Source organism: Niveispirillum sp. KHB5.9 (genome assembly GCF_048066115.1).
Taxonomy (GTDB): Bacteria; Pseudomonadota; Alphaproteobacteria; order Azospirillales; family Azospirillaceae; genus Niveispirillum.
In genome coordinates this window covers 25,543-46,506 of sequence record NZ_JBLTYX010000004.1, presented here as the reverse complement: position 1 = coordinate 46,506, position 20,964 = coordinate 25,543, and the positions used below count along the sequence as shown (strand labels likewise).

The window sequence follows — 20,964 nt, the reverse complement described above, 5'->3', positions numbered from 1 at the left end:
GACCGCTTTCGCGCCCGCGTCTTCCATATCGGCGGACGGCCGGGGCGATTGCCCGCAGCAAGGATGAGATTTAGCACCATGTCGCAGGACAAGGCCACCCTGGACGCCAAGACCGTGGCGAAGATCGCCCATCTTGCCCGCATCAAGGTCCCCGCCGAAGAGCAGGAGCATCTCGCGGGTGAACTGAACAAGCTGCTCGACTGGGTCGAGCAATTGGGCGAGGTCGATACCGACGGGGTGGAGCCGATGACGTCGGTCGCAGCACAGACGCTGCGCCGCCGGCCCGATGCCGTGACCGATGGTGGCTATCCGGACAAGGTCGTGTCCAACGCCACTGATGCCGCCGAACATTTCTTCTCCGTGCCCAAGGTCGTCGAATAATGACCAATCTGACCCATCTCTCCATGTCCGAGGCTCTGGCCGGCCTGAAGAGCAAGGATTTCACGGCGCTGGAACTGACCAACGCCTATGTCGCCGCTGTCGAGGCCGCGCGTCCGCTGAACGCCTTCATCACGGAGACGCCGGACATCGCCCTGGAACAGGCCAAGGCGTCCGACGCCCGCTATGCCAAGGGTGAGGCGCGTCCGCTGGACGGCATGCCCATGGGCATCAAGGACCTGTTCTGCACCAAGGGCGTGTTGACCACGGCCGCCAGCCATATCCTGGACGGTTTCAAGCCGGAGTATGAAAGCACGATCACGGAGAACCTGTTCCGTGACGGTGCTGTGATGCTGGGCAAGCTGAACCTGGACGAATTCGCCATGGGTTCGGCCAACATCACCTCCTATTACGGCCCCGTGCTGAACCCCTGGACGGGTGAGAACCCGGCCGGTGCGGATCGCAAGCTGGTGCCCGGCGGTTCGTCCGGCGGTTCGGCCGCGTCGGTCTCCGGCCGCTTCGCCATCGCCGCCACCGGCACCGACACCGGCGGCTCCATCCGCCAGCCGGCCAGCTTCACCGGTATCGTCGGTCTGAAGCCGACCTATGGCCGCTGTTCGCGCTGGGGTACCATCGCGTTTGCCAGCTCGCTGGACCAGGCCGGGCCGATGACCCGCACGGTGCGCGACGCCGCCCTGATGCTGCAGAGCATGGCCGGCTTCGACCCCAAGGACAGCACGTCCGTCGACATGAAGGTGCCGGACCTGCTGGCTTCGCTGACCGGCGATATCCGCGGCCTGCGCGTGGGCATTCCCAAGGAGTACCGCGTCGATGGCATGCCGGCGGAGATCGAGCGTGTCTGGCAGCAGGGTATCGACTGGCTGAAGGCGGCCGGTGCCACGCCGGTGGAGGTCAGCCTGCCGCACACCAAATACGCCCTGGCCACCTATTACGTGGTGGCGCCGGCCGAATGCTCCTCCAACCTGGCCCGTTACGACGGCGTGCGCTTCGGCCTGCGCGTCGAAGGCAAGGATCTGGCGGAGATGTATGAGAATACCCGTGGCGAGGGCTTCGGCAAGGAAGTGCGCCGCCGCATTCTGATCGGCACCTACGTCCTGTCGGCCGGCTATTACGACGCCTATTACCTGAAGGCCCAGAAGGTCCGCGCCCGCATCGCCGAGGATTTCGCCAAGGCGTTCGAGAGCTGCGACATCCTGCTGACGCCGACGGCGCCCAGCACGGCCTTCGCCATCGGGGAAAAGCAGGACGACCCGATCTCCATGTATCTGAACGACGTGTTCACGGTGCCGGCCAGCCTGGCCGGTCTGCCGGGCATGTCGGTGCCGGCTGGTCTGGCATCGGATGGTCTGCCGCTGGGCCTGCAGCTCATCGGCCGTCCGTTCGATGAGGAGACGCTGCTGCGCGTGGCGGACGTCATCGAAAAGGCCGCCGGCCCGCAGCCGCTGCCGCCCTTCTGCCGCTGAAGGTTTCAGGTGCTCAACCAACGGTCATTTCCCATGACCGTTGGAGGTCGGCGACGGCCGGCCCGCGACCACGTGGTCGCGTAAGCCAAGCCCGCGGATGCGGGCGCCCGGCGCCTGAGGGAACACAAAATACACAAAGGCCCCGTCGCTCGTCAGCGGCGGGGCCTTTGCTTTCCCGGCTAAAGGGGTGGGGCTGTTAACCCCAGAAGCCGGTATCCTGTGGCGTGGTAACGCCGGTGGTTTGCAGGCCGAAAAGGCTGATCGCACCCGTGGTGGTCAGCGTGTCTGCGCGCAGGGTCAGGCTGCCGCCATTGCTGGCGCTCAGCACCGTGTCGATCTGCCCATCACCATCTATGTCGATCTCGATCTCGACATTCAGGCCACCGACGCGACCATCATCCTGCGGCAGTTCGAAACCCTCGCCCCCGGTCAGGATGGTGACATCCCAGTCCAGGGTGCCGAAGGTCAGGCGATCGCCCTCTGCCAAGGTGAAATCCTTCAACTGGTCCAGCAGGTTGATGGTGCCGCCGCTCTGCGATACGGTCACCCACTGGCTGACCACGCTGTCGGTGATGACGAAAGTGTCGGCACCAGCACCGCCGAAGGCGATGTCGTCGGCATCCAGGACCAGCACATCGTCGCCGGCACCACCCACCAGCGTGTCATGACCCGCACCACCGATCAGCGTGTCGTTGCCGGCCCCGCCTTCCAGCAGGTCGTCGCCCTCACCGCCGATCAGCAGGTCGTGTCCGTCGCCACCGATCAGCGTGTCATTGCCGGTCCCGCCGACCAGGGTCATGCCGGGCGCGTCGGGGAGGGCGGTGGCTTCGATGGCGGTTACGGCCTCGTGATGGGCAGGCGGGGTGATCGGCCTCACGGCCATCGCCACCGGGTCGGGCAGGGGGCTTTCGTCTCCCTCCATGGCTTTCAGGTCCAACGCCCCGGTCAGCAGCAGGGCACCATGCGGCCGGTCACCATCGCTATCCGCCATTACGGCATGGGCATTGGACTTGATCGCTTCCGCATCGGCCAGCATCCCGGCAAGCGGCAGGATGGCGGCCAGGGCCATGTCATCATCGACGGATGCAACGGTCGGCGCCTCGGCGGCTTCGGCCGGCTCCGTGGACAGGTAGAAATCCACCACCATGGCCAGGGCCGCCAGCACCACGACATTCTGCGCCTGGGCGAACAATTCCTCGCCCCGACCCGATGCGCGGCCCAGCAGGCGGCGCAGGTCGTCGCCTTCCACCAGCAGGTCGCGCGACATTTCATGCACGACGAACTTGCCGGCGATGCGGGCCACATGCACCAGCACGTCGCCGGTCACGGCATGATAGATCACGAACCAGGGATCGCCCGCGTCGCTGATGCCGGACGCCGTCTCGATCTCCACATTGTCGTCCGACAGCGCGTCGGTCAGACGGAACAGCTCGGCCTTTTCCTGGTTGGTCCATTGCCCGGTCTGCCGCACGGCCCGGATGAAATTCAGCACGTCGCCCAAATGCGTCCTCCCCAAAAACGCGTCGGTCCGGTTGATCAGGCAGGCATGGCGGCAACGTCACCCGGAAACAGCAGGCGATAGATGTCGGGCTCATAGAAGCGCAGCAGCTGCTTGGTGAAGTCGCGCCGTTCCACGCCAACGCAATCGGCCCATTGTTCGAAATGTTCCGAGGGCACGCGGCCATGGCCGCCTTCAACCTGGCTGACGAAGGTGTAGTAGCGATAGCCGACTTGTTCGGCCAACTGCGCCTGGGTGACGCCCGCCGCCTCGCGCCGCGCGGACAGCCATTTGCCCGCCTGCTTGCGCATCTCCTTGGTCAGCTTGCTTTTCGGATTGTCCGCGCCACGGGTTTTGCCCCGCTGCTCCGGTTCCGTGCTCATCACTGCCTCCACTTCAAACCGCGGCCAAGGCTGGCACAGGGGGCGGACATGCGCAAGAATGAATTTCGTGGATCATAGTTTCAAAAATTCTTGACTGTAATTTCAAGTTTCAAGATTACTGTACACCACGACGGCCGGCACGACGGGGGTAACCCGAAGCGTCGGGTGCTCGTAAAACCTTGTTTCCTCTATGGAGCATAAAATGTTCGTCGATAATGGCGCTCTGCCTGTCTCGGGTGAAGTCACCATCATGAGCCTGCCGGCTGGTGATGGCGTGTTCACGATCCAGCCGTTTCCGCTGCCCACGGATGACGGCGTGTTCACCATCCTGCCGTTCGATGGCGAAGTCAGCATTCAGCCGATCTCGGCCGAAGACGGCGTCGTCACCATTCTGCCGTTCCCGATGCCGGGCGACGACGGCGTGTTCACGATCCTGCCGTACTTCCCCGAAGGTGAAGTCAGCATCCTGCCGGTGTTTGACGAAGGCATCTTCGCCGTCCGTCCGCTGAGCTTCAATTTCGACTTCAGCGCCCTGGCCATCGGCAGCATCGACCTGTCGGCCGTGAACTGGACCAACCTGCTGCCGGCCGATTTGGTGGCCACGTCGGGCTTCGGCTTCCAGTCCTTCGTGCTGACGGAAGAGGGCGTGAGCCTGACGCTGCTGGACGGCACCGTGTTCAACCTGACCGTGGGTGAGACCCCGGCCGTCGACATCGTCGGCACCGGCCGTCTGGCCATCGACCCGTCGGGTCTGTCGGGCGCCCTGCTCGACGGGTTCAACGCGGGTTGGATCTGATTTCCGGGCGCGAAGCTTTTCGCGCCTGGGACCAAGTAACCGGCCGTCAAGGCGTCTGACAGGCTATTGACGGCCGGGCGGCGGACCGCGGGAAACGACCCACCCGTCAGGATGGGAAGTGAAGGCGGTCCGTCGCAACCGGTTGCGGGGCATCAGCCCCAGTAACCCCAATCATCGGCCGGGGACAGGCCCGCCAGCCCCGAAAGATCGACGGTGCCCGTTATATCGTCGGCCGGCGGCGTGGGGCGGACCGTGATGATCGTGTCCACCACCCCGTCATTGTCGGTGTCCAGTTCCACCATGGTGCTGGGGCCGGGGCCGGGTACAAGGCCGGTACCGCCGGGTGGCACCAGGCTGGTACTGAAATCGCCGTCACCATTGCCGGTGACGCCGAAATCGCCCCCGCCATTACCCTTGTCGCCGCCGCCATCGACATGGCGGTTGCCGCCGCCTTCACCCTCGGTGAGGCGGGTTTCGTCATTGCCATTGTTCTTCACGGCATCATCCGTGCCGGGCCGCACCGGCCGCGCATCGGTCGGGTGATCGACCGTCACCAGCCATTGCTTCACGGCGAAGGACAGACGGTCACCTTCGGCGAAGCTGAAATCCCGGACATTGTCGGCGAAGACCACTTCCTTGCCGGCTTGGGTCAGCGCCACCCATTGCCCGACCAGGCTGTCGGTCATCACGAAGCTGTCGGCCCCGGCACCGCCATGGGCCACGTCCTGGGCATCGACCACCAGGGTGTCGTTGCCGGCCCCGCCTTCCAGCGTGTCATGCCCCGCACCGCCCACCAGCGTGTCGTCGCCATCCCCGCCGATCAGCAGGTCATCGCCGGCACCGCCGGCCAGCAGGTCGTTACCGGCGCCGCCACGCAGCGTGTCATTGCCGGAACCGCCCACCAGCGTGTCGTGCCCGGCTGTGCCCGTCAGGTCCTGCGGCGTGCTGTCCGTTGCTGCGGTGGGCAGGGCGGAGAGGGTCGCATGCAGGGGAATGGTGATCGTACGGACATTGTCCGCCGACAGTGCCAGTTGCGTCGCCGTCTGGGCCTGGCGCTCCCCGCCGGGGGCCAGCAGCATGCTTTCGCCGACGACGGGCAGGGCGGCCCATTGCGCCTGGCCATGCGATCGGTCGGCGGGGCCCGTACGCTCCCCCTGCACCGCATCGGGCGGTGGCAGATCGAGATAGGTGTGGGAAAGGGCCAGCGTGGCAAAGACGACGGGCAGGTCGGCGCCCGACCCATCCTCCGCGGCTTGCGCCTTCTCCGTATTCAGGAAGAAATCGACGACCAGGGCCAATGCCGCCAGCACCACGACATTGTTATGGCCACCGCTGGCCAGCTCCGCCGCTTCGGCGCCCGCGGCGCGGTTGACCAGGCGACGCAGGTCGTCACCCTCCAGCAGCAGGTCGCCGGACATGTCATGCACGACGAACTTGCCGGCGATGCGGGCCACATGCACCAGCACGTCGCCGGAACCGGCGTCATAGACGATGAACCAGGGATCACCGCTGTCGCTGATCCCTGTCGCCGTCTCGATCCCAGTGCCCTGGCCCGACAATTCTTCGGCCAGGCGGAACAGTTCCGCCTTTTCCTGGTTCGTCCAGTAGCCGGTTTGCGTCACGGCCCTTATGAACCGCAGCACGTCGCCCAAATCCGCCCCCCTGTTGATCACCGCCGGCGGAGGCCCCAAGCCCCGCTGCGCAGCTCAACGTGTCAACCCCTCATTCCTCGCCGCCGAACAGCAGGCGATGGATTTCCGGTTCATAGAATCCCAGCAGCTTTCGGGCGAAGGCCGGCGGTTCGACACCGATGGCCTGGGCCCAGAGTTCGAAATGTTCGGACGGCACGCGGCCATGCCCGCCTTCAACCTGTGAGACGAAAGTGTAATAGCGGTAACCGACATGGTCGGCAACCTGCGCCTGGGTCACACCAGCCTTCTCGCGCTGCGCGCTCAGCCAGCGGCCGGCGTCGCGCCGCATCTGGCGGGTCAGCTTGGTCTTTTCACTTTCCTCGCCGCGCGGTTTCGTGCGCGGGGTCACGGCTGCGGCCATGCTCAAAATCTCCGAACTCACTGGTTTTCAAGGTGGCATGCCGGGCGCGTGGGGGCAAGGGGCAAAAATTCAGCTTCGCTCATTAGAATTTTGCTTGACATAAACTCCACGTTTCAGGATTACTGGACATCGTTCGAGGCACGGAGCATCGCCCCTGTCTTCGGGTTTCGAACGAAAAGCTCCGGGGGCGGCGTTCGCGCCGTCCCCGGGACTTAGCATCAGAATACCGCCGATGCAGAGCCCCATCCCGCATCGGTGGCAAAGACGCCGATACCCCGCGATGCCCCAATTGCGCGGTATCGGGTGACGGACCGGCCGGGGAACCTATTCGCCCCTTGGAACCCTGGCCGGTCCGCCACATGTCTTCCCGACGGTGCGGGCCATAGGCTCCCGTCATGGGGTTATGCAAATCCGGTATGACAGCTTCCAGCTGCGTTTCCGCGCTGGCAAAATCAGAAAATGCCGTTTTGAGGGCACCTCCGGCGATTGTTTCAATTGTAACCGCCACCCCGCACGGCATTTTCCACTGCTTTGCCCAAAATACAGGCAAACGAAAGGTTCGTACCTTAACACCGTTGTTTAACTTCTTTTAAACTTCTTAAATGAGTCAAAGGGTTAAGTTTCCGTTACGGAAGGGCATGCAAATTGCTTTCGCTTTCGTGGAAAGAGTTTTCGCGGAATGTTGGCGCAAGGCAAGGGCACCACCCATGGATAACAGCCTGATCGACCTGACGAGGAACGTACTGGATGTGGCGAGCCAGAAGGTATCCGCCATCGAGGACATCAACCGCACCACCAAGATGCTGGCCTTCAACGCCCTGATCGAGGCGGGCCGGGCCGGCGATGCGGGCCGCGGCTTCGCGGTGGTGGCGAACGAGGTGAACTCCATCTCCCGTCAGGTCAGCGTGGTGGCCAGCGAACTCCGCTCAGAAATTGGGCAGCTGGTCGACCGCATGGCCACGGTGGGCGAGGACCTGATGGTCCGGTTCCGGGGGCAGCGGCTGGCCGATCTGGCGCTGAACATGATCGAGATCATCGATCGCAATCTCTATGAACGCTCCTGCGACGTGCGCTGGTGGGCGACGGACAAGGCCGTGGTGGATTGTCTGGCGGACCCCTCGACCGACGCCACCGCCTTCGCCTCCTCCCGCCTGGGCGTGATCCTGGACAGCTATACGGTCTATCTGGACCTGTGGGTGGCCGATCGCCAGGGCCGGGTCATCGCCACGGGCCGGCCGCGCCGGTTCCCGCAGGCCATTGGTACCAATGTCGCCAACGAGCCCTGGTTCCGTCAGGCGCTGAATACCCGCGACGGGTCGGACTTCGCCGTGGTCGACGTCACCGCCAACCAGGTGCTGGACGGCCGCACGGTGGCCGCATATTCCACCGCCGTCCGTCGCGACGGCGCCGTGGATGGCGAAGTGATCGGCGCCATGGGCATCTTCTTCGACTGGGAACCGCAGGCCCGTGCCGTGACCTCCGGCGTGCGCCTGGACCGTAGCGAGGAGGCGCATACGCGCTGCCTGCTGGTCGATGCGACGGGCCGCATCATCGCATCGTCTGATGGGCGCGGTCAGTTGACGGAAAGCTTCCCGCTGGAGACGCAGGGCCGTTCCATGGGCCATTATGTCGACCGGTTCGGCCGGCTGGTGGGTTTTGCCCTGACGCCGGGATATGAGACCTATCGCGGCCTTGGCTGGTATGGGGTCATCGTGCAGAATGGTGGCGAGACGGCGCATTGATACCCGTCCGTTGAAACACCCACCGGGTAACCGGTGGCAATCGGGGCGTCGGCTGCAGGGCCGGCGCCCTTTTTGTTTGGGCCTGGGCAGGGTGCGACAAACCGTCCGGTACCGACGTTACAGATGTTTCGACATGTGAACCATGTGGCCCATTTCGGAAAGGGCAAGGCCGCCTGAAATCGGCCGTTCGTGCCATTTTTCGGCGCCAAACGGCACTTCTGCTGCGGTGCAATATGCACCTACTTTAGTCGAATGCCTTCTAAGTAGCTGTTTCGCTTGGCTGCGCTAGAACCTATCCGCATGGCCCCTGTACGATTTTGCACTTGCACAATGGCCGTCAGGCGCGCATATTCTGTCTTGCGACACGGCCCTATGCCCTCTGTCGTAACGCACTTCTTGGGCGTTTCCTCCCTAAACTCAGGCCGTGGCAATGCCACGGCCTTTTTTTCTGTCCAAAATGTAGCAAAATTACCTTGTATGGCAGGCTGAAATGGAAGCCGTCCAACAAGGTGGACGGCTTCGCGTCAGCGGCTTGCCGCTGCAGGCCGACGGGACGGCCGGCGGGACGGCCGGCCCACCGCGCGTGCGGCGTCATGCCAAGCCCGCAGAGGCGGGCGCCCGGCGCTTGAGGGAACAAACCTCCATCAAGCCGTGGTCTTGGAGTATTTCACCGAGCAGCCATAGGCGCGGCTGGAACTGACGGCCACCGGCTTGCCGGCGGCGATGTCGGCCAGGGCGGCGCGGACATAGTTCTTGGCGCCGGGGATATCGGCCTTGTCGGCCGTCGGCTTGTCGTCGATGGCGCCGTCATAGAGCAGGGTGCCGTCCTTGCCGATGATGAACAGATGCGGCGTGGTCTTGGCGGCATAGGCGCGGCCGATGGCGCCCGTCGGGTCCAGGATGGTGGTGGTGGCGGACCATTTCTCCGACGCGGCACGGGCCTTGGCATCCGCCGGGGTGACATTGCCCTGTTCGCCGGGGGCGGAACTGATGACGTTCAGCCACACCGCACCGGCAGCCACGGCTTCCGCCTGCACGGCCTGCATGTTGCCAGAATCATAATGTTTGCGGACGAAGGGGCAGCCATGGTTGGTCCATTCCAGGATAACCAGCTTGCCCTTGTAATCGGCCAGCGAGACGGCGGCGCCGTCGACATTGGTGCCGGTGAAGGCCGGTGCGGCCTTGCCGATCACCGCCGCCGGGGCGGCGAAGGCGGGCAGGGAGAGAAGCGGGGCGACGGCACCGGCGCCGGCAATGGCGGCGGTGCTGTTCAGGAATGTGCGGCGGGTAAGATGAAGCGACATGGCAGACCTCCCGTTCATGCAGGTGGCCTTCATCTGGTGTCGCCCTTGAAAAAGATCAAACCCTGCCTAACGCAAAATCATATGATTTTGCGTTAGGCAGGGTGGTTTTTACATTTCCTCAGACGCCGGCGCTACATTCGTGGCTTGGCTTCACGGCGCACGTGCGCCGCGGCGGCAGTCGCCGCCGATCCAGTTGCCCAGCAACTGGATTAAATCACCCGGCGCAGCGCCACCAGGAAGTCGCCCATGGCAGCGCCCAACTGGCCCGACCGGTGCGACAGGCGGCCGGCGGAACCCAGCACCTGGGTGGAGGCGGCACCCGTCTCCGACGCCGCGCGCGTCACCTCAGCAATGCGTTCGGACACCGACCGCGTGCCCAGGGCCGCCTGTTCGACATTGCGGGCGATCTCTGCCGTGGCGGCACCCTGCTGTTCCACGGCGGCGGCGATGTTCACCGTGGTGCCGTTGACGTCGGCGATGACCTGGGTGATCTCACTGATGCTGTCCACGGCCGACTGGGTGGCGGCCTGGATGTCGGCCACCTGGTGCTGGATATCCTCCGTGGCGCGTGCCGTCTGCCCGGCCAGGTTCTTCACCTCCGACGCGACGACGGCGAAGCCCTTGCCGGCCTCCCCGGCGCGGGCCGCCTCGATCGTGGCATTCAAGGCCAGCAGGTTGGTCTGGGCCGCGATCTCCTGGATCAGGCCCACCACCTCCCCGATGCGGATGGCGGCGTCCGACAGGGTGGCTACCCTTTCATTGGCGGCGCGGGCCCGGCCCACGGCGGCATTGGTGATGTCGCGCGATCGGTCCACTTGCTCCGTGATCGACCGGATGGCGGCCGTCAACTCCTCCGCGGCGGCGGCCACGGTCTGCACGTTGGAACTGGCCTGCTCGGCAGCGGCGGCCACGGCCATGCTTTCATGGTTCGTGCCCTCGGCCGCGTGCGTCATGGTGTCGGCCGCATCCTCCATCTCGTGTGCGGCGCGGCCCAGATCGTCGGCGACGGACTTGATCGTCACCTCGAACTCGTCCGCCACGCCGCGGAAGCCGGTCACCTTGGCCGTCATGGCGTTGTTGGCCTGGTTGATGGCGCGGCTGCCCACCAGGAAGGTGCCCAGCATGCCCTTCTCGATCACGCGGCGGTGATAATTCTGGTTGGTGATGGCCTGAAGCGAGGCGGTGGCCTCACGCACGAAGGCATCGGCGCGGTCGGTCACCTCGTTGATCCGATGCAGCAGCTCGCCCAGCGGTCCGCCCTCGCGGATGCCGATGACGCGGGCCTCGTAATCGCCCCTAGCCAGCCGTTCCAGTACCACGCCCGCCCCGGTCAGCACCCGGTCGACGCGTGCCAGGTAATAGAAGCTGGCCAGGGCCGCCAGCAGGGTGATCACCCCGCCGGCCACGGCCACTTCATGCACGCCCAGGAAATTGCCCGCCAGATCGATCGTCGACCCGGCCAGCACGGCCACACCCGTCAGACGGGCCTTAAAGAGAGAAGATGAGTTGTTCATAGCTCAAACCCCGGTCGCGCAGCAGTCCCACCAACATCGCCTCGCTGGCCGCGATGCCCTCGCGGATGCGGCTGTGCCTGGCCTCCTCGGCCAGCAGCGATTTGTAGAGGGGGCTGATGACATCGTTCACGATGCGCTTTTCCGCCGTGCGGCGGCTGGAATGGAACCCGATGATGTTGCCGCCCGTGTCGCGCGACGGGGTGACATGGGCGAAGACCCAGTAATGGTCGCCATTCACCGCACGGTTCAGCACATAGGCGAAAATCTCGCTGCCGGCCCCCAGCGTGTCCCACAGCAGCTTGAACACCACCCGCGGCATGTCGGGATGGCGGATCAGATTGTGCGGCTGGCCCAGCGCCTTCTCCTCCGTCAGTGCGGCAACGCGCAGGAAGGTGCGGTTGGCGTAGGTGATGCGCCCACCCTTGTCGGTCTTGGTGACGATCAGTTCGTCATCATGGAACGGACGTTCCACCCCGGTCAGGAAAGGCCGGGATTTCCCCGGCGGCGCGTCGGCAATGGTCATGACGTTCCCATCCTTTTCCATCTGCCCTCAGGCAGTATGCCACTTGCATGCCCGAATGGTTGGTTCGCCGCATTGATCCAGATCAGAGAGGCCGCACCGAAAGTCAGCTTGACCCGCCGCCCAAAGCGGCAAACATGAAGGGAAAGCGGCGGTCCTGGCGGGAAAGGGGGAGTCGATGCGTAAATTCATGGCTTCCATCCTGAAAACGCTGTTCGGCGCCGATGGCCAGCCGCAGCATCCGGCGGCTGTTCCGCGCCCGCAATTCCATCGCGATCACACGCCCGCCCCGAAACCCGCCGCCCCCGCGCCGCCCGACATGTCGGGCGGGCCAGATCACGATCTGGCATTGCGTCTGCGCCGCATCTTCGATGGGCGCGACCCGACCCAGGCCGGCAGCCTGCATCTGCTGGGCCTGGGCAGCCTGCATGACAGGCTGGGGGCGCGCTGGGCGGATGTCGCGGCCCGCGTCCATGCCCTGACGGGCAAGCTGCTGGACCAGCACCTGTCCGACCAGGATGCCTGGTTCCGGCATGGTGAGGAATCCTATGTCGTGGTTTTCGCCCATCTGGGGCCGGAGCAGGCGCGGCTGGTCTGCGCCAAGGTGGTGGAGGAATTGCAGGTCCTGCTGCTGGGCCATGCCGATACCGACAGCATCAAGGTGCATACCGCCGTGCATGAGATCGGGTCGGACGTGGTGCTGGTGCCTGCCAGCCTGACGGAGATGCTGGCCGCCGCCCGCCACGCGGCGGATGAGGCGGCGCATGGCCCCGTGCTGATCAGGCCGACCGGCTTTCGCGCGCCGCTTCTGGCCCGCGCCGGTCCGCCCCTGGTACGCTACCGCCCCGTCTGGGATGCGCAGAAGCAGGTCTTGTCGCTCTACATGGCCCGCTGCTGCCGCGAGCGGGAGGCAAGGGCGCCGCTCTGGGGCTATGAATGTCTGGACGATCCCGAGGATGTGGCCGGCATCCTGGAACTGGACCTGCATGTGGCCCGCGAGGCGCTGGAAACCGCGCTGGAGCTTTACGACAACCGCTTCCGCTTCTTCCTGTCATTGCCGCTGCATTTCGAAAGCCTGGCCGCGACCACACGCCGGCAGGAGGTGATGGCTACCCTGCGGTCCATCCCCCGCCACCTGTTGCCCTTCATGACCTATCACCTGCATGGCGTGCCGGCGGGTGTGCCCGGGGGGCGGCTGTCGGAGCTGGTTGCCGCCCTGAAGCCGTTCGGCCGCACCATCATGCTGGAACAGCCGGCCCCCGGCACGGCGCTGGTGGCGGCGGAGACGGCGGGCGTGCGCGTCATCAACATGACCCTGCCGGCTGATGCGTCCCTGGAACGCTGGCGGCCGGAGGTCACCCGCTTCGCCGCCAATGCCGCGCGCCACCGGCTGCTGTCCGCCCTGGAAGGGGTCGCGAACCTAGCCATGGAGGATCTGTGCGAGGAGGCGGGCGTGCGTTTCCTGTCGGGAGATCTGATCGGCGGCTGGGTGGACGTGCCTGAGCATGTGGTCCGCCGGTCGCGCACGGATTTCGAGCGCCAGGAGGTCAATCTCCGTCCCGGCCCGCCTGATTGACAAAAGGTTTATATAACCCTTCGCGCATCACCACTGCCGCGTGCCGGGTGTAGCATCCGAACATCCTCGCAGATGGAAAGGCAGCTCCCCATGCTCAGGCTGATCGGGAGGGTTATGGCGGCATTCCGTGGTGATACGGCGCATGGTGCCCTTCATACCGGTTCCCCCCTCGGGGGCGTTTCCTCTAGTAAACAAGCGGATGCCGCACCGCCGCCGTCGGCCGATGCGAACGTCGCCGACGCCCTGCGAAGCATCTTTTCCCGCCGTGACCCGGCGCAGGCCGGCAGCATCCATCTCATGGGCCTGGAAAGCCTGCGCGAACGGGTGGGCGAGCGCTGGAAGGCGGTCGCCGACCGCGTCCATATGCTGACCGCCCGGCTGCTGGAAGGGTATCTCTCACCACAGGACACATGGTTCCGCCATGGCGGCGAGGCCTATGTCGTGGTGTTCTCCAAGCTGGGGCCCGAGCAGGCCCGCCTGATCTGCGCCAAGGTGGTGGAGGAATTGCAGATTATGCTGCTGGGGGAGGCCGACACGGCCACCATCATGGTGCGCACCGCCGTGCATGAGATCGGGTCGGACATGATGCTGGTGCCCGCCAGCCTGAAACAGATGCTGGACGATGCGGCCGGCCGCCTGGGCCGTGAGGCGGCGGCGGCCAGTGCCGCCCTGGACAGCTCCGCCCCCCGCGTACGCCAGGGTGAGAAGCCCAGCCGGATCGAGGTGCGCTACCGTCCGGTCTGGGACGTGAAGCAGCAGGTCGTCTCCGTCTTCATCGCCCGTGGCTGCCGCCTGCGCGGCGGGCTCACCCTGGTCTGGGGGTATGATGGCTTGGACAATCCGGAAGACCCGCAGCAGATCCTGGCCATGGACCTGCAGGTGATCCAGGAGGCGGTCAGCGAGGCGGTGGAGCTTTACGAGAATCGTTTCCGCTTCTTCCTGTCGGTGCCGGTGCATTTCGAAAGCCTGGCCGTGCTGGGCCGGCGGCGGGAGATGGTGGCCACCCTGCAATCCATCCCCATGCATATGCGCCCGTTCATGACCTACCATCTCTATGGCGTGCCGGCGGGTGTGCCCACCGGCCGTCTGGCGGAGATGGTTGGCACGCTGCGTCCCTATGGCCGCACCATCATGGTGGTGGTCGATCCCAACACCAACGACCTGCCGACCCTGGCCGCTGCCGGGGCCCGTGTGGCCTGCGTGCTGCTGCCCTCGGGTGCCGCGACCGACCGGCACCGGGCCGAGCTGCAGCGCTTCGGGGCCATCGCCGCCAAGAACCGCCTGCAGACCTCGGTGGAGGGCGTGGACAGCCTGGCCATGGAGAGCCTGTGCGAGGATGTGGGGATCAACTACCTGTCCGGCGACCTGATCGGCGACTGGTCGGAAGTGCCCGAGAATGCCGCCCGTCGTTCCCTGGCCGATTTCCGGCGGTGAGTTTCGAGCCCGGTTATTACGAACGCAGGCTTGCTTTCACTCCGCCGCATCCGCCGACAGTTTGGCGATGATGCGGTGGCCCATGGCCAATGCCGCCTCACACAGCGCCGGCAGGTCACCCACCAGCCGTGCCACCTCCGCCCCATCGCCCTCGGCGGCGGCGTTCATCAACGCGCGCGATCGCCGCGACAGGGCCATGAAGCCCAGATTGCCGGCCGACGACACCAGCGAATGCGCTTCCCGCTCCACCCGCTCCAGATCGTTCCCGGCCGCCATGATCGTGTCGACCCGCGTGCGGAAGGATGACAGCGCGTCGTTCAGCAGCTGTACGCCGATATCATCGCCCACCACCAGCAGCAGATTGTCCAGGATCTCCTGATCCAGCGCCGGTTCACCGGGATCGGCGGCAGCGGGCGGCGCAGGTGCCGCATCCGTCCGGGTGGGGCGGAAACCTGCAATCTCGGCGATGGCCTGGTTCAGCGCCTGCGGCGTCACCGGTTTGGCGACATGGCCGTTCATCCCGGCATCCAGGCAGGCCTCCCGCTCCTCGCGCAGCACGTTGGCGGTCAGCGCCAGGATGGGCAGGGTATAACCGGCCTGGCGGATGCGGCGCGTGGCCTCCATCCCGTCCATCACCGGCATCTGCACATCCATCAGCACCAGATCCAGTTCGTCCTCGTCGCGGGTAACAGTCATGATGGCGTCGGCCCCGTTCTCCACCACGATGACGCTGTGCCCGGCCTTTTCCAGGATGGTGCGCACCAGCATCTGGTTGGCGAACACATCCTCCGCCAGCAGGATCGACAATGGCCGGAAGGAGGGCAGGGCGGCCGGCGTCGCCGGCGTCTCCGCCTCGGGCGGCGGGGCTGTGGTGACGGCCAGCGGCAGGGTCACTTCGAACCGGCTGCCGGAACCGGGCTGGCTCTTCACCTCGATGCGGCCCTGCATGGCCTCCACCAGCCGCTTGGTGATGGCCAGCCCCAGGCCCGTGCCGCCGAAGCGGCGGGTTACCGATGCGTCCAACTGGCTGAACGGCATGAACAGATGTTTCAGCCGGTCGGCCGGGATGCCCATGCCGGTGTCGGTGACGCTGAGGCGCAGCTGCACGCCCATGCGGGCCACGGACAGCACGACGCTGCCCTTGGACGTGAATTTCACGGCATTGGACAAAAGGTTCAGCAGCACCTGACGCAGCCGCGCCTCGTCCCCCAACACCCATTCCGGCAGGTCGGACGACATCTCCGCGCGCACGGACAGCCCCTTGTCGGCGGCGCGCGGGGCCAGCAGGGCGATACAGCTTTCCGCCAGCCGCGCCGGGTTCAGCGGCCCCATCTCCAGTTCCAGGCGCCCGGCCTCGATCTTCGACAGGTCCAGCACGTCATCGACGATGGCGACCAGGGCGCGCGACGCCTCCATCTGCAATGAAAGCCACTTCTCCCGCTCCACCAGGGGCGCCTTCTCGTCACGTAGCAGGTCGGCGAAGCCGATGATGGCGTTCAGGGGCGTGCGGATCTCATGGCTCATATTGGCCAGGAAGGCGCTCTTGGCGCGCTCGGCGGCTTCGGCCTGTACCTTGGCGTTGGACAGCGCCTCCACCTTGCCGCCGATATCGGCATAAAGGGTCTGCAGCTGTTCGGCCATGCGGTTGACACCGGCCGACAGCACCGCGAACTCGTCCTTGCCCGCCACTTCCAGCCGGTGGTCCAGCCGTCCCTGCCCGATAGCCGCCATGCCGTCGGCGATGCGGTCCAGCCCGCCCAGCACCCGCCGGCTGGCGGCGGTGGCCAGCGCCACCGTGACGGCCAGCAGCAGGAGCGGCAACACTTGCAGCACCAGCAGCAGCCGGCCCCAGGCATTCACCCGCTCATTGGCATGGGCGGCCAGCCGGTCGGCATCCGATGCCATGACATTGTAGCGCAGCTGCAGCGTGTCCTGCGCCACCCGCGCCGCGTCGGGGGACGTGTGCGCCTGGGTCATGCGCACCATGCCGTCCATCATCAGGGAATTGTCCGATGCCAGCCGGCGCAGCAGCGCCTGGTCCACGGGGTCCTGGATGCCGCCACGCAGCCGCTCCAGCTCCGCCGACAACCGTTCGTGGGAACGTTGCCACTGGAACAGCGCCCGTTCGCTGCCCGTATCGGCATATTCATGGACCAGCAGGCTCAACTCGAACACGGAGCGGACCAGGGCCTGGGCTTCCGTCACCCGCGCCGTGGATTGGCCCATCCATTGCCAGGACCACAGGGCCGATGCCACCGACATGACCAGGGCGACCGCCGCGAAAACCAGGGTCGTGGTGATTCGCGTGCGGATGTTCATCAGTTCAGTCCAGCACCGTGACGCGTGTAGGGTCGACCTCCCTCAGGACGTCGCTTTGCAGATAGCCTAGCATCTCCGGCCCCGGATCGCCGCCTGCGCGCCGGAGGTGCCCCTCCAGTGACAAGAGCAGCGCCTGGTCGAGACGCAGGGTGAAACCATAACTCTCCCAATGGCTGCGGACCAGTGCTTCGTCAAAGCCGGTGGCGGCCGCGACCACGGGGATGGCCTTCTCGCGATCCTTCAGGATGGACCATTCAGCCGCCAGCAGGGCGCGGATGAAGCGCACCATCGTGTCGCGCCTGGCCTCCACCACCTCCGTACGGGTCGACAGGATCCAGCTTCCCGTATAGAGGCCCGGCAGGGACAGGGTATCCAATCCCTTGGGGAAAAGGCCGGCACCCAGGATGCGGACCGTGGTCCAGACCGACACGGCGTCCACCTCTCCATCCGCCATCGCCTGCATGATCTTGTTGCTGTCCAGCGGGACCAGGGTGACCTTGCCGGTCAGGCCCGATTGCAACAGCAGCAGGTCCAGGAACTGCTGGGAATTCGTCTCCGGCGTATAGCCGATGCGCTTTCCCGCCAGTTCCCCCGGGATGGTCAGGCCGCTGCCGGACGGAGAGGCGATCACCACGTCGCGGTCGGATGTCTGGATCGTGGACAGGATGCGGATGGGCTTGCGGGCCATCACCGCCCCGGCCGCCGGGACATCGGATGACAGCGACAGGTCGGCCTTGCCATCCAGCATCAGTTCCATGGCGATCTTGCCGTTGGAGGCCGGCAGCAGGTCGACGGTCAGTTCCTGATCGGCGAAATGGCCCTCCGCCTGGGCCACGAAGATCAGGGCCGACATCATCTGATGGCTTTCGGCCAGGACCAGATGCTGGCGCCCGCCATGACCACGCACCAGCAGGGTGCCCGTCACGGCCGCCGCGGTAACCAATCCCGCGGCAAGAAACAGTTTCCAGGAACGCCAAACCATCATGACCGCACCCGAATCCCATCCAGGGCGCCGCCCGCGCCGGTTTCCACAGCCCGAGCAAGCCTATCAGGCCACCGTACCATTGGTCGCAACGCGGAACCTATCCTTTGGGTGAGGCGGGCAGGCCCGGAAAAGCGAAAGGGCCGGCCCCTGGTGGGGCCGGCCCTTTTCGGTTTGGTACGGATGGTGGGCGCGACAGGGATTGAACCTGTGACCCCTACCATGTCAAGGTAGTGCTCTCCCGCTGAGCTACGCGCCCATCCGTCCATCGCCCCGCTTCGTGCCGTTCGTCGGCAGCGCCGTCGGGGTGGGCGTGCTTATAGCGAGCCGATCCGGGCATTGCAACAGTCTGTTTTCAGAAAATCGCCGATTTTTTTCCAACCGCTTCCGTTCGGCTGGCGACGCTTCTCACAATTCGATACATCTTTCAGCCATGAGCAGTCTGGACCCCGCCTTTTCCAGCGAAAAGCCTGTTGCCCGTCCCCCAGACGTCGGCACGGGTGGCGGCGTGTTCCGGATTTCCCGGCCGCCGCGGCAATTGCTGCCCATCGTCATGGCATCGCCGCATAGCGGACGCGACTATCCGGAAAGCTTCGTGGCCCGGTCGCGGCTGGATGCGCGGGCGCTGCGCCGGTCGGAGGATTGCTTCGTCGACGAGATTTTCCGGCCCGCCGTGGACCTGGGCGTGCCGCTGCTGGAGGCGCTGTTCCCCAGGGCCTATCTGGATCCCAACCGCGAACCGTTCGAATTCGATCCTGGCATGTTCGAAGGGGCCTTGCCCTCATATGTGAACAGCCGCAGTCCGCGCGTGGCGGCGGGCCTGGGCACCATTCCGCGCATCGTGGCCAGCGGGGAGGAGATATACCGCCAGCGCCTGCGCTTCGCCGAGGCGGTGGAGCGGGTGGATCGCTGCTACTATCCCTACCATGCTGCATTACGCTCGCTCATCGATCAGACGCGGGCGGCGTTCGGGTTCTGCATCCTTGTCGATTGTCATTCCATGCCCTCCATCGACCTGCCGCCAGAGGCGGCGGCCAGCGGTGCGATGGACATGGTCCTGGGCGATTGCTTCGGCAGTGCCTGTGATGCGGCCCTTACCCGTGTCGCGGAGGAGACGCTGAACGACCTGGGTTATGTCGTCGGCCGCAACGCGCCCTATGCCGGCGGTTATACGACGCGCCATTACGGGCGGCCTGGGGATGGGGTGCACGCATTGCAGATCGAATTGAACCGCTCCCTCTATATGGATGAGGTCGCCTTGGCTCGCCGTCCCTATCTCGACACCCTGGCCCTGCATATGCGCCAGCTGGTCTCCCGTCTGGCGGCGGTGCCGGCGCAGGCGCTGCACCCGCGCGACCGCTGAGCGGGAGGGGACGGGGATGCTGATCCGGACCGCCGGGGCGGGCGATGCCGCCACAATCGCCACCATCTATGCCCCCCATGTCAGCGAAGGCACGGCCAGCTATGAGTCGGTGCCCCCCGATGCGGGCGAAATGGCGCTGCGCATGGCGGCGATCCAGGCGCAGGGCTTTCCCTATCTGGTGGCTGAACGCGGCGGACATATCCTGGGCTATGCCTATGCCAGCGCCTTTCGCTCCCGCCCCGGCTATCGCTTCACGGTGGAGAATTCCATCTATGTGGCGCCACAGGCCCAAGGGGCGGGCGTGGGCCGCGCCCTGCTGAAGGCGCTGATCGATCAATGCACCCGTGCCGGCTTCCGCCGCATGGTGGCCGTCATCGGCGACGGTAGCAACGAAGGGTCGGTAGGACTGCATCGTGCCTTGGGCTTCGAACTGGCGGGCACCGTGCCGGGCCTGGGGGTGAAGCATGGGCGCTGGCTGGACTGGGTGCTGATGGTCCGTCCCCTGGGTGATCCCGACGCACCGCCTCCGGGTGCCGATGAGCATCCGGGGCTGAGCCCCTAACCCAGGTGGTTTTCCAATATCGCCCGCGTTCGGTCGGCCAGCCGGGCGGTGTCGTCCAGCGGCTGGTACGTCCAGCTTTCCAGCACGCCCCTGAACGTGCGCGTCACTCCTGCCTGCCGCAACAGCGCGTGGAAGCGTTCGAATTTCGGTGCGTTGCCGGGCAGGTCGATGACATGCACGGGTTTACCGGTGCTGGCCGCCTCCGACACCATGGCGACGCTGTCGGATGTGACGATCAGCGTGTCGGCCAGTGCCAGCATTGCGAAATAGGGATTGGGGCCCATCCCGTCCCAGATGAAGACGGGCAGGCCCGCCAGCCGGTCCTTCAGGATCGCCTCGTTCTCGGCACCCGTGCGCCGGGAAGTGGTGATCATCATCCCAACCCCCTGGTCACGCACCAGCACCGCCAGTTGATCGGCCACATCCGCCATCATCGCCGGCGTCAGTTTGCAGAACCGGTTGGATCCGCCGATCATCACCGATACCAGAGGCCGGTTGCGCCCTTGCGCCAGGGGCGCAAACTCCAGTGCCGCCACGTCCAGCTTCGTCTGCGTCACCCGGTGGATGGCGCCGATGCTTTCCACCAGGTTGGCGCCCGACTTGCCATCATGGCGGGGCAGGGACACCAGATCGAACCGGTCGAAGGCTACGCCCGGATTCTGGATATGCACCCGCACCGTTGCCGGTGACCGCCGCCCCACCGCCATGGATAGGGCCACCGCCTGCCGTCCGGAACTGATCAGCAGGTCGGGCCAGGGTGCTTCCAGCCGGTCCGATGCCGGATCCAGCGCCAGGCCGATGCCGGGCAGCGGCAGATAGGGCGTGGTCTGCCGCCAGGGCGTGCGCAGCTTCACCCGCTTCACCAATGGCGCCAGCCCCAGTGCTTCCGCCAACCCCAGGCACGGGTTCTCGATTCCCGCCCGTCCGTCCGACACCACCCAGCAAGTCGGCATTTTGTTGTTCGCATACGTATGCGAAGACTTGTCCCCAGGAAATTTTGTGTCGCAAACCGGGTCGCCCTTGCGGGCAGGAGCGTCCCGTGTAATATCCTTGCTCA

General features: G+C 65.6%; 18 protein-coding genes and 1 tRNA gene. 8 read left to right on the top strand and 11 right to left on the bottom strand.

Annotated elements, in window-relative coordinates; translation table 11 throughout:
* Positions 1-78 precede the first annotated feature (78 nt).
* Both gatC and gatA read left to right on the top strand, forming a co-directional pair.
* Positions 79-381 (top strand): Asp-tRNA(Asn)/Glu-tRNA(Gln) amidotransferase subunit GatC, encoded by a 303-nt coding sequence (gene gatC, locus ACM9HJ_RS09030; RefSeq protein ID WP_416571386.1) that lies wholly within the window; start codon positions 79-81, stop codon positions 379-381.
* Positions 381-1,862, top strand: coding sequence for an Asp-tRNA(Asn)/Glu-tRNA(Gln) amidotransferase subunit GatA (gene gatA, locus ACM9HJ_RS09025; protein WP_416571385.1), 1,482 nt, complete (start codon positions 381-383; stop codon positions 1,860-1,862). The genes gatC and gatA overlap by 1 nt, the downstream gene beginning before the upstream one ends.
* Before the next feature lie 196 nt (positions 1,863-2,058).
* Here gatA and ACM9HJ_RS09020 read toward each other — a convergent pair whose 3' ends face one another.
* Complete coding sequence (locus tag ACM9HJ_RS09020; protein ID WP_416571708.1) at positions 2,059-3,354, bottom strand: hypothetical protein; 1,296 nt, start codon at positions 3,352-3,354, stop codon at positions 2,059-2,061.
* A 44-nt stretch (positions 3,355-3,398) separates the two neighbouring features.
* Positions 3,399-3,743, bottom strand: coding sequence for a helix-turn-helix domain-containing protein (locus tag ACM9HJ_RS09015; protein WP_416571384.1), 345 nt, complete (start codon positions 3,741-3,743; stop codon positions 3,399-3,401).
* 202 nt (positions 3,744-3,945) lie between these two features.
* Between ACM9HJ_RS09015 and ACM9HJ_RS09010 the strand changes: the two genes are divergently transcribed.
* Positions 3,946-4,539, top strand: a complete 594-nt coding sequence (locus tag ACM9HJ_RS09010; RefSeq protein ID WP_416571383.1) for a hypothetical protein — start codon at positions 3,946-3,948, stop codon at positions 4,537-4,539.
* Between the two features lie 152 nt (positions 4,540-4,691).
* Here ACM9HJ_RS09010 and ACM9HJ_RS09005 read toward each other — a convergent pair whose 3' ends face one another.
* Complete coding sequence (locus ACM9HJ_RS09005; protein WP_416571707.1) at positions 4,692-6,182, bottom strand: calcium-binding protein; 1,491 nt, start codon at positions 6,180-6,182, stop codon at positions 4,692-4,694.
* Positions 6,183-6,261: 79 nt separating this feature from the next.
* Positions 6,262-6,591, bottom strand: coding sequence for a helix-turn-helix domain-containing protein (locus ACM9HJ_RS09000; RefSeq protein ID WP_416571382.1), 330 nt, complete (start codon positions 6,589-6,591; stop codon positions 6,262-6,264).
* A 707-nt stretch (positions 6,592-7,298) separates the two neighbouring features.
* Here ACM9HJ_RS09000 and ACM9HJ_RS08995 point away from each other — a divergent pair.
* Positions 7,299-8,333: a methyl-accepting chemotaxis protein gene (locus ACM9HJ_RS08995; protein ID WP_416571381.1), complete on the top strand. Its 1,035-nt coding sequence runs from the start codon at positions 7,299-7,301 to the stop codon at positions 8,331-8,333.
* Positions 8,334-8,977: 644 nt separating this feature from the next.
* Here the strand turns inward: ACM9HJ_RS08995 and ACM9HJ_RS08990 are convergent.
* The 3 genes from ACM9HJ_RS08990 to ACM9HJ_RS08980 form a co-directional block, all read right to left on the bottom strand.
* Positions 8,978-9,637: a redoxin domain-containing protein gene (locus tag ACM9HJ_RS08990; RefSeq protein ID WP_416571380.1), complete on the bottom strand. Its 660-nt coding sequence runs from the start codon at positions 9,635-9,637 to the stop codon at positions 8,978-8,980.
* Positions 9,638-9,846: 209 nt separating this feature from the next.
* The gene (locus ACM9HJ_RS08985) at positions 9,847-11,151 is read right to left on the bottom strand and encodes a methyl-accepting chemotaxis protein (protein ID WP_416571379.1); all 1,305 of its coding nucleotides are present in this window, start codon (positions 11,149-11,151) and stop codon (positions 9,847-9,849) included.
* The gene (locus ACM9HJ_RS08980) at positions 11,126-11,674 is read right to left on the bottom strand and encodes a PAS domain-containing protein (protein WP_416571378.1); all 549 of its coding nucleotides are present in this window, start codon (positions 11,672-11,674) and stop codon (positions 11,126-11,128) included. The genes ACM9HJ_RS08985 and ACM9HJ_RS08980 overlap by 26 nt, the downstream gene beginning before the upstream one ends.
* 175 nt (positions 11,675-11,849) lie before the next feature.
* Here ACM9HJ_RS08980 and ACM9HJ_RS08975 point away from each other — a divergent pair, with 175 nt between their 5' ends.
* Positions 11,850-13,247, top strand: a complete 1,398-nt coding sequence (locus ACM9HJ_RS08975; RefSeq protein ID WP_416571377.1) for a hypothetical protein — start codon at positions 11,850-11,852, stop codon at positions 13,245-13,247.
* Between the two features lie 297 nt (positions 13,248-13,544).
* The gene (locus ACM9HJ_RS08970) at positions 13,545-14,681 is read left to right on the top strand and encodes a hypothetical protein (protein ID WP_416571376.1); all 1,137 of its coding nucleotides are present in this window, start codon (positions 13,545-13,547) and stop codon (positions 14,679-14,681) included.
* Between the two features lie 36 nt (positions 14,682-14,717).
* Here the strand turns inward: ACM9HJ_RS08970 and ACM9HJ_RS08965 are convergent, their stop codons facing one another.
* From ACM9HJ_RS08965 to ACM9HJ_RS08955, 3 genes are all read right to left on the bottom strand, one after another.
* Positions 14,718-17,000, bottom strand: coding sequence for an ATP-binding protein (locus tag ACM9HJ_RS08965; protein ID WP_416571375.1), 2,283 nt, complete (start codon positions 16,998-17,000; stop codon positions 14,718-14,720).
* Between the two features lie 4 nt (positions 17,001-17,004).
* Positions 17,005-17,985: an ABC transporter substrate-binding protein gene (locus ACM9HJ_RS08960; RefSeq protein WP_416571374.1), complete on the bottom strand. Its 981-nt coding sequence runs from the start codon at positions 17,983-17,985 to the stop codon at positions 17,005-17,007.
* Positions 17,986-18,166: 181 nt separating this feature from the next.
* Positions 18,167-18,241, bottom strand: a tRNA-Val gene (locus ACM9HJ_RS08955).
* 174 nt (positions 18,242-18,415) lie between these two features.
* On the opposite strand from ACM9HJ_RS08955, the gene ACM9HJ_RS08950 reads away from it, so the two are divergent.
* Together ACM9HJ_RS08950 and ACM9HJ_RS08945 are read left to right on the top strand one after the other, a co-directional pair.
* Positions 18,416-19,345, top strand: coding sequence for an N-formylglutamate amidohydrolase (locus ACM9HJ_RS08950; RefSeq protein WP_416571373.1), 930 nt, complete (start codon positions 18,416-18,418; stop codon positions 19,343-19,345).
* 16 nt (positions 19,346-19,361) lie between these two features.
* Complete coding sequence (locus ACM9HJ_RS08945; protein WP_416571372.1) at positions 19,362-19,907, top strand: GNAT family N-acetyltransferase; 546 nt, start codon at positions 19,362-19,364, stop codon at positions 19,905-19,907.
* Here the strand turns inward: ACM9HJ_RS08945 and ACM9HJ_RS08940 are convergent.
* A complete protein-coding gene (locus ACM9HJ_RS08940) occupies positions 19,904-20,860 on the bottom strand; it encodes a mitochondrial fission ELM1 family protein (RefSeq protein WP_416571371.1) in 957 nt (318 codons plus the stop codon). The two genes, ACM9HJ_RS08945 and ACM9HJ_RS08940, sit on opposite strands and share 4 nt — an antisense overlap.
* Positions 20,861-20,964: the final 104 nt, after the last annotated feature.

Coding starts and splice junctions, on each gene's coding strand:
- gatC (WP_416571386.1), top strand. CDS start 79: ATGTCGCAGGACAAGGCCACCCTGGACGCCAAGACCGTGGCGAAGATC.
- gatA (WP_416571385.1), top strand. CDS start 381: ATGACCAATCTGACCCATCTCTCCATGTCCGAGGCTCTGGCCGGCCTG.
- ACM9HJ_RS09015 (WP_416571384.1), bottom strand. CDS start 3,743: ATGAGCACGGAACCGGAGCAGCGGGGCAAAACCCGTGGCGCGGACAAT.
- ACM9HJ_RS09010 (WP_416571383.1), top strand. CDS start 3,946: ATGTTCGTCGATAATGGCGCTCTGCCTGTCTCGGGTGAAGTCACCATC.
- ACM9HJ_RS09000 (WP_416571382.1), bottom strand. CDS start 6,591: ATGGCCGCAGCCGTGACCCCGCGCACGAAACCGCGCGGCGAGGAAAGT.
- ACM9HJ_RS08995 (WP_416571381.1), top strand. CDS start 7,299: ATGGATAACAGCCTGATCGACCTGACGAGGAACGTACTGGATGTGGCG.
- ACM9HJ_RS08990 (WP_416571380.1), bottom strand. CDS start 9,637: ATGTCGCTTCATCTTACCCGCCGCACATTCCTGAACAGCACCGCCGCC.
- ACM9HJ_RS08985 (WP_416571379.1), bottom strand. CDS start 11,151: ATGAACAACTCATCTTCTCTCTTTAAGGCCCGTCTGACGGGTGTGGCC.
- ACM9HJ_RS08980 (WP_416571378.1), bottom strand. CDS start 11,674: ATGACCATTGCCGACGCGCCGCCGGGGAAATCCCGGCCTTTCCTGACC.
- ACM9HJ_RS08975 (WP_416571377.1), top strand. CDS start 11,850: ATGCGTAAATTCATGGCTTCCATCCTGAAAACGCTGTTCGGCGCCGAT.
- ACM9HJ_RS08970 (WP_416571376.1), top strand. CDS start 13,545: ATGGGCCTGGAAAGCCTGCGCGAACGGGTGGGCGAGCGCTGGAAGGCG.
- ACM9HJ_RS08965 (WP_416571375.1), bottom strand. CDS start 17,000: ATGAACATCCGCACGCGAATCACCACGACCCTGGTTTTCGCGGCGGTC.
- ACM9HJ_RS08960 (WP_416571374.1), bottom strand. CDS start 17,985: ATGATGGTTTGGCGTTCCTGGAAACTGTTTCTTGCCGCGGGATTGGTT.
- ACM9HJ_RS08950 (WP_416571373.1), top strand. CDS start 18,416: ATGAGCAGTCTGGACCCCGCCTTTTCCAGCGAAAAGCCTGTTGCCCGT.
- ACM9HJ_RS08945 (WP_416571372.1), top strand. CDS start 19,362: ATGCTGATCCGGACCGCCGGGGCGGGCGATGCCGCCACAATCGCCACC.
- ACM9HJ_RS08940 (WP_416571371.1), bottom strand. CDS start 20,860: ATGCCGACTTGCTGGGTGGTGTCGGACGGACGGGCGGGAATCGAGAAC.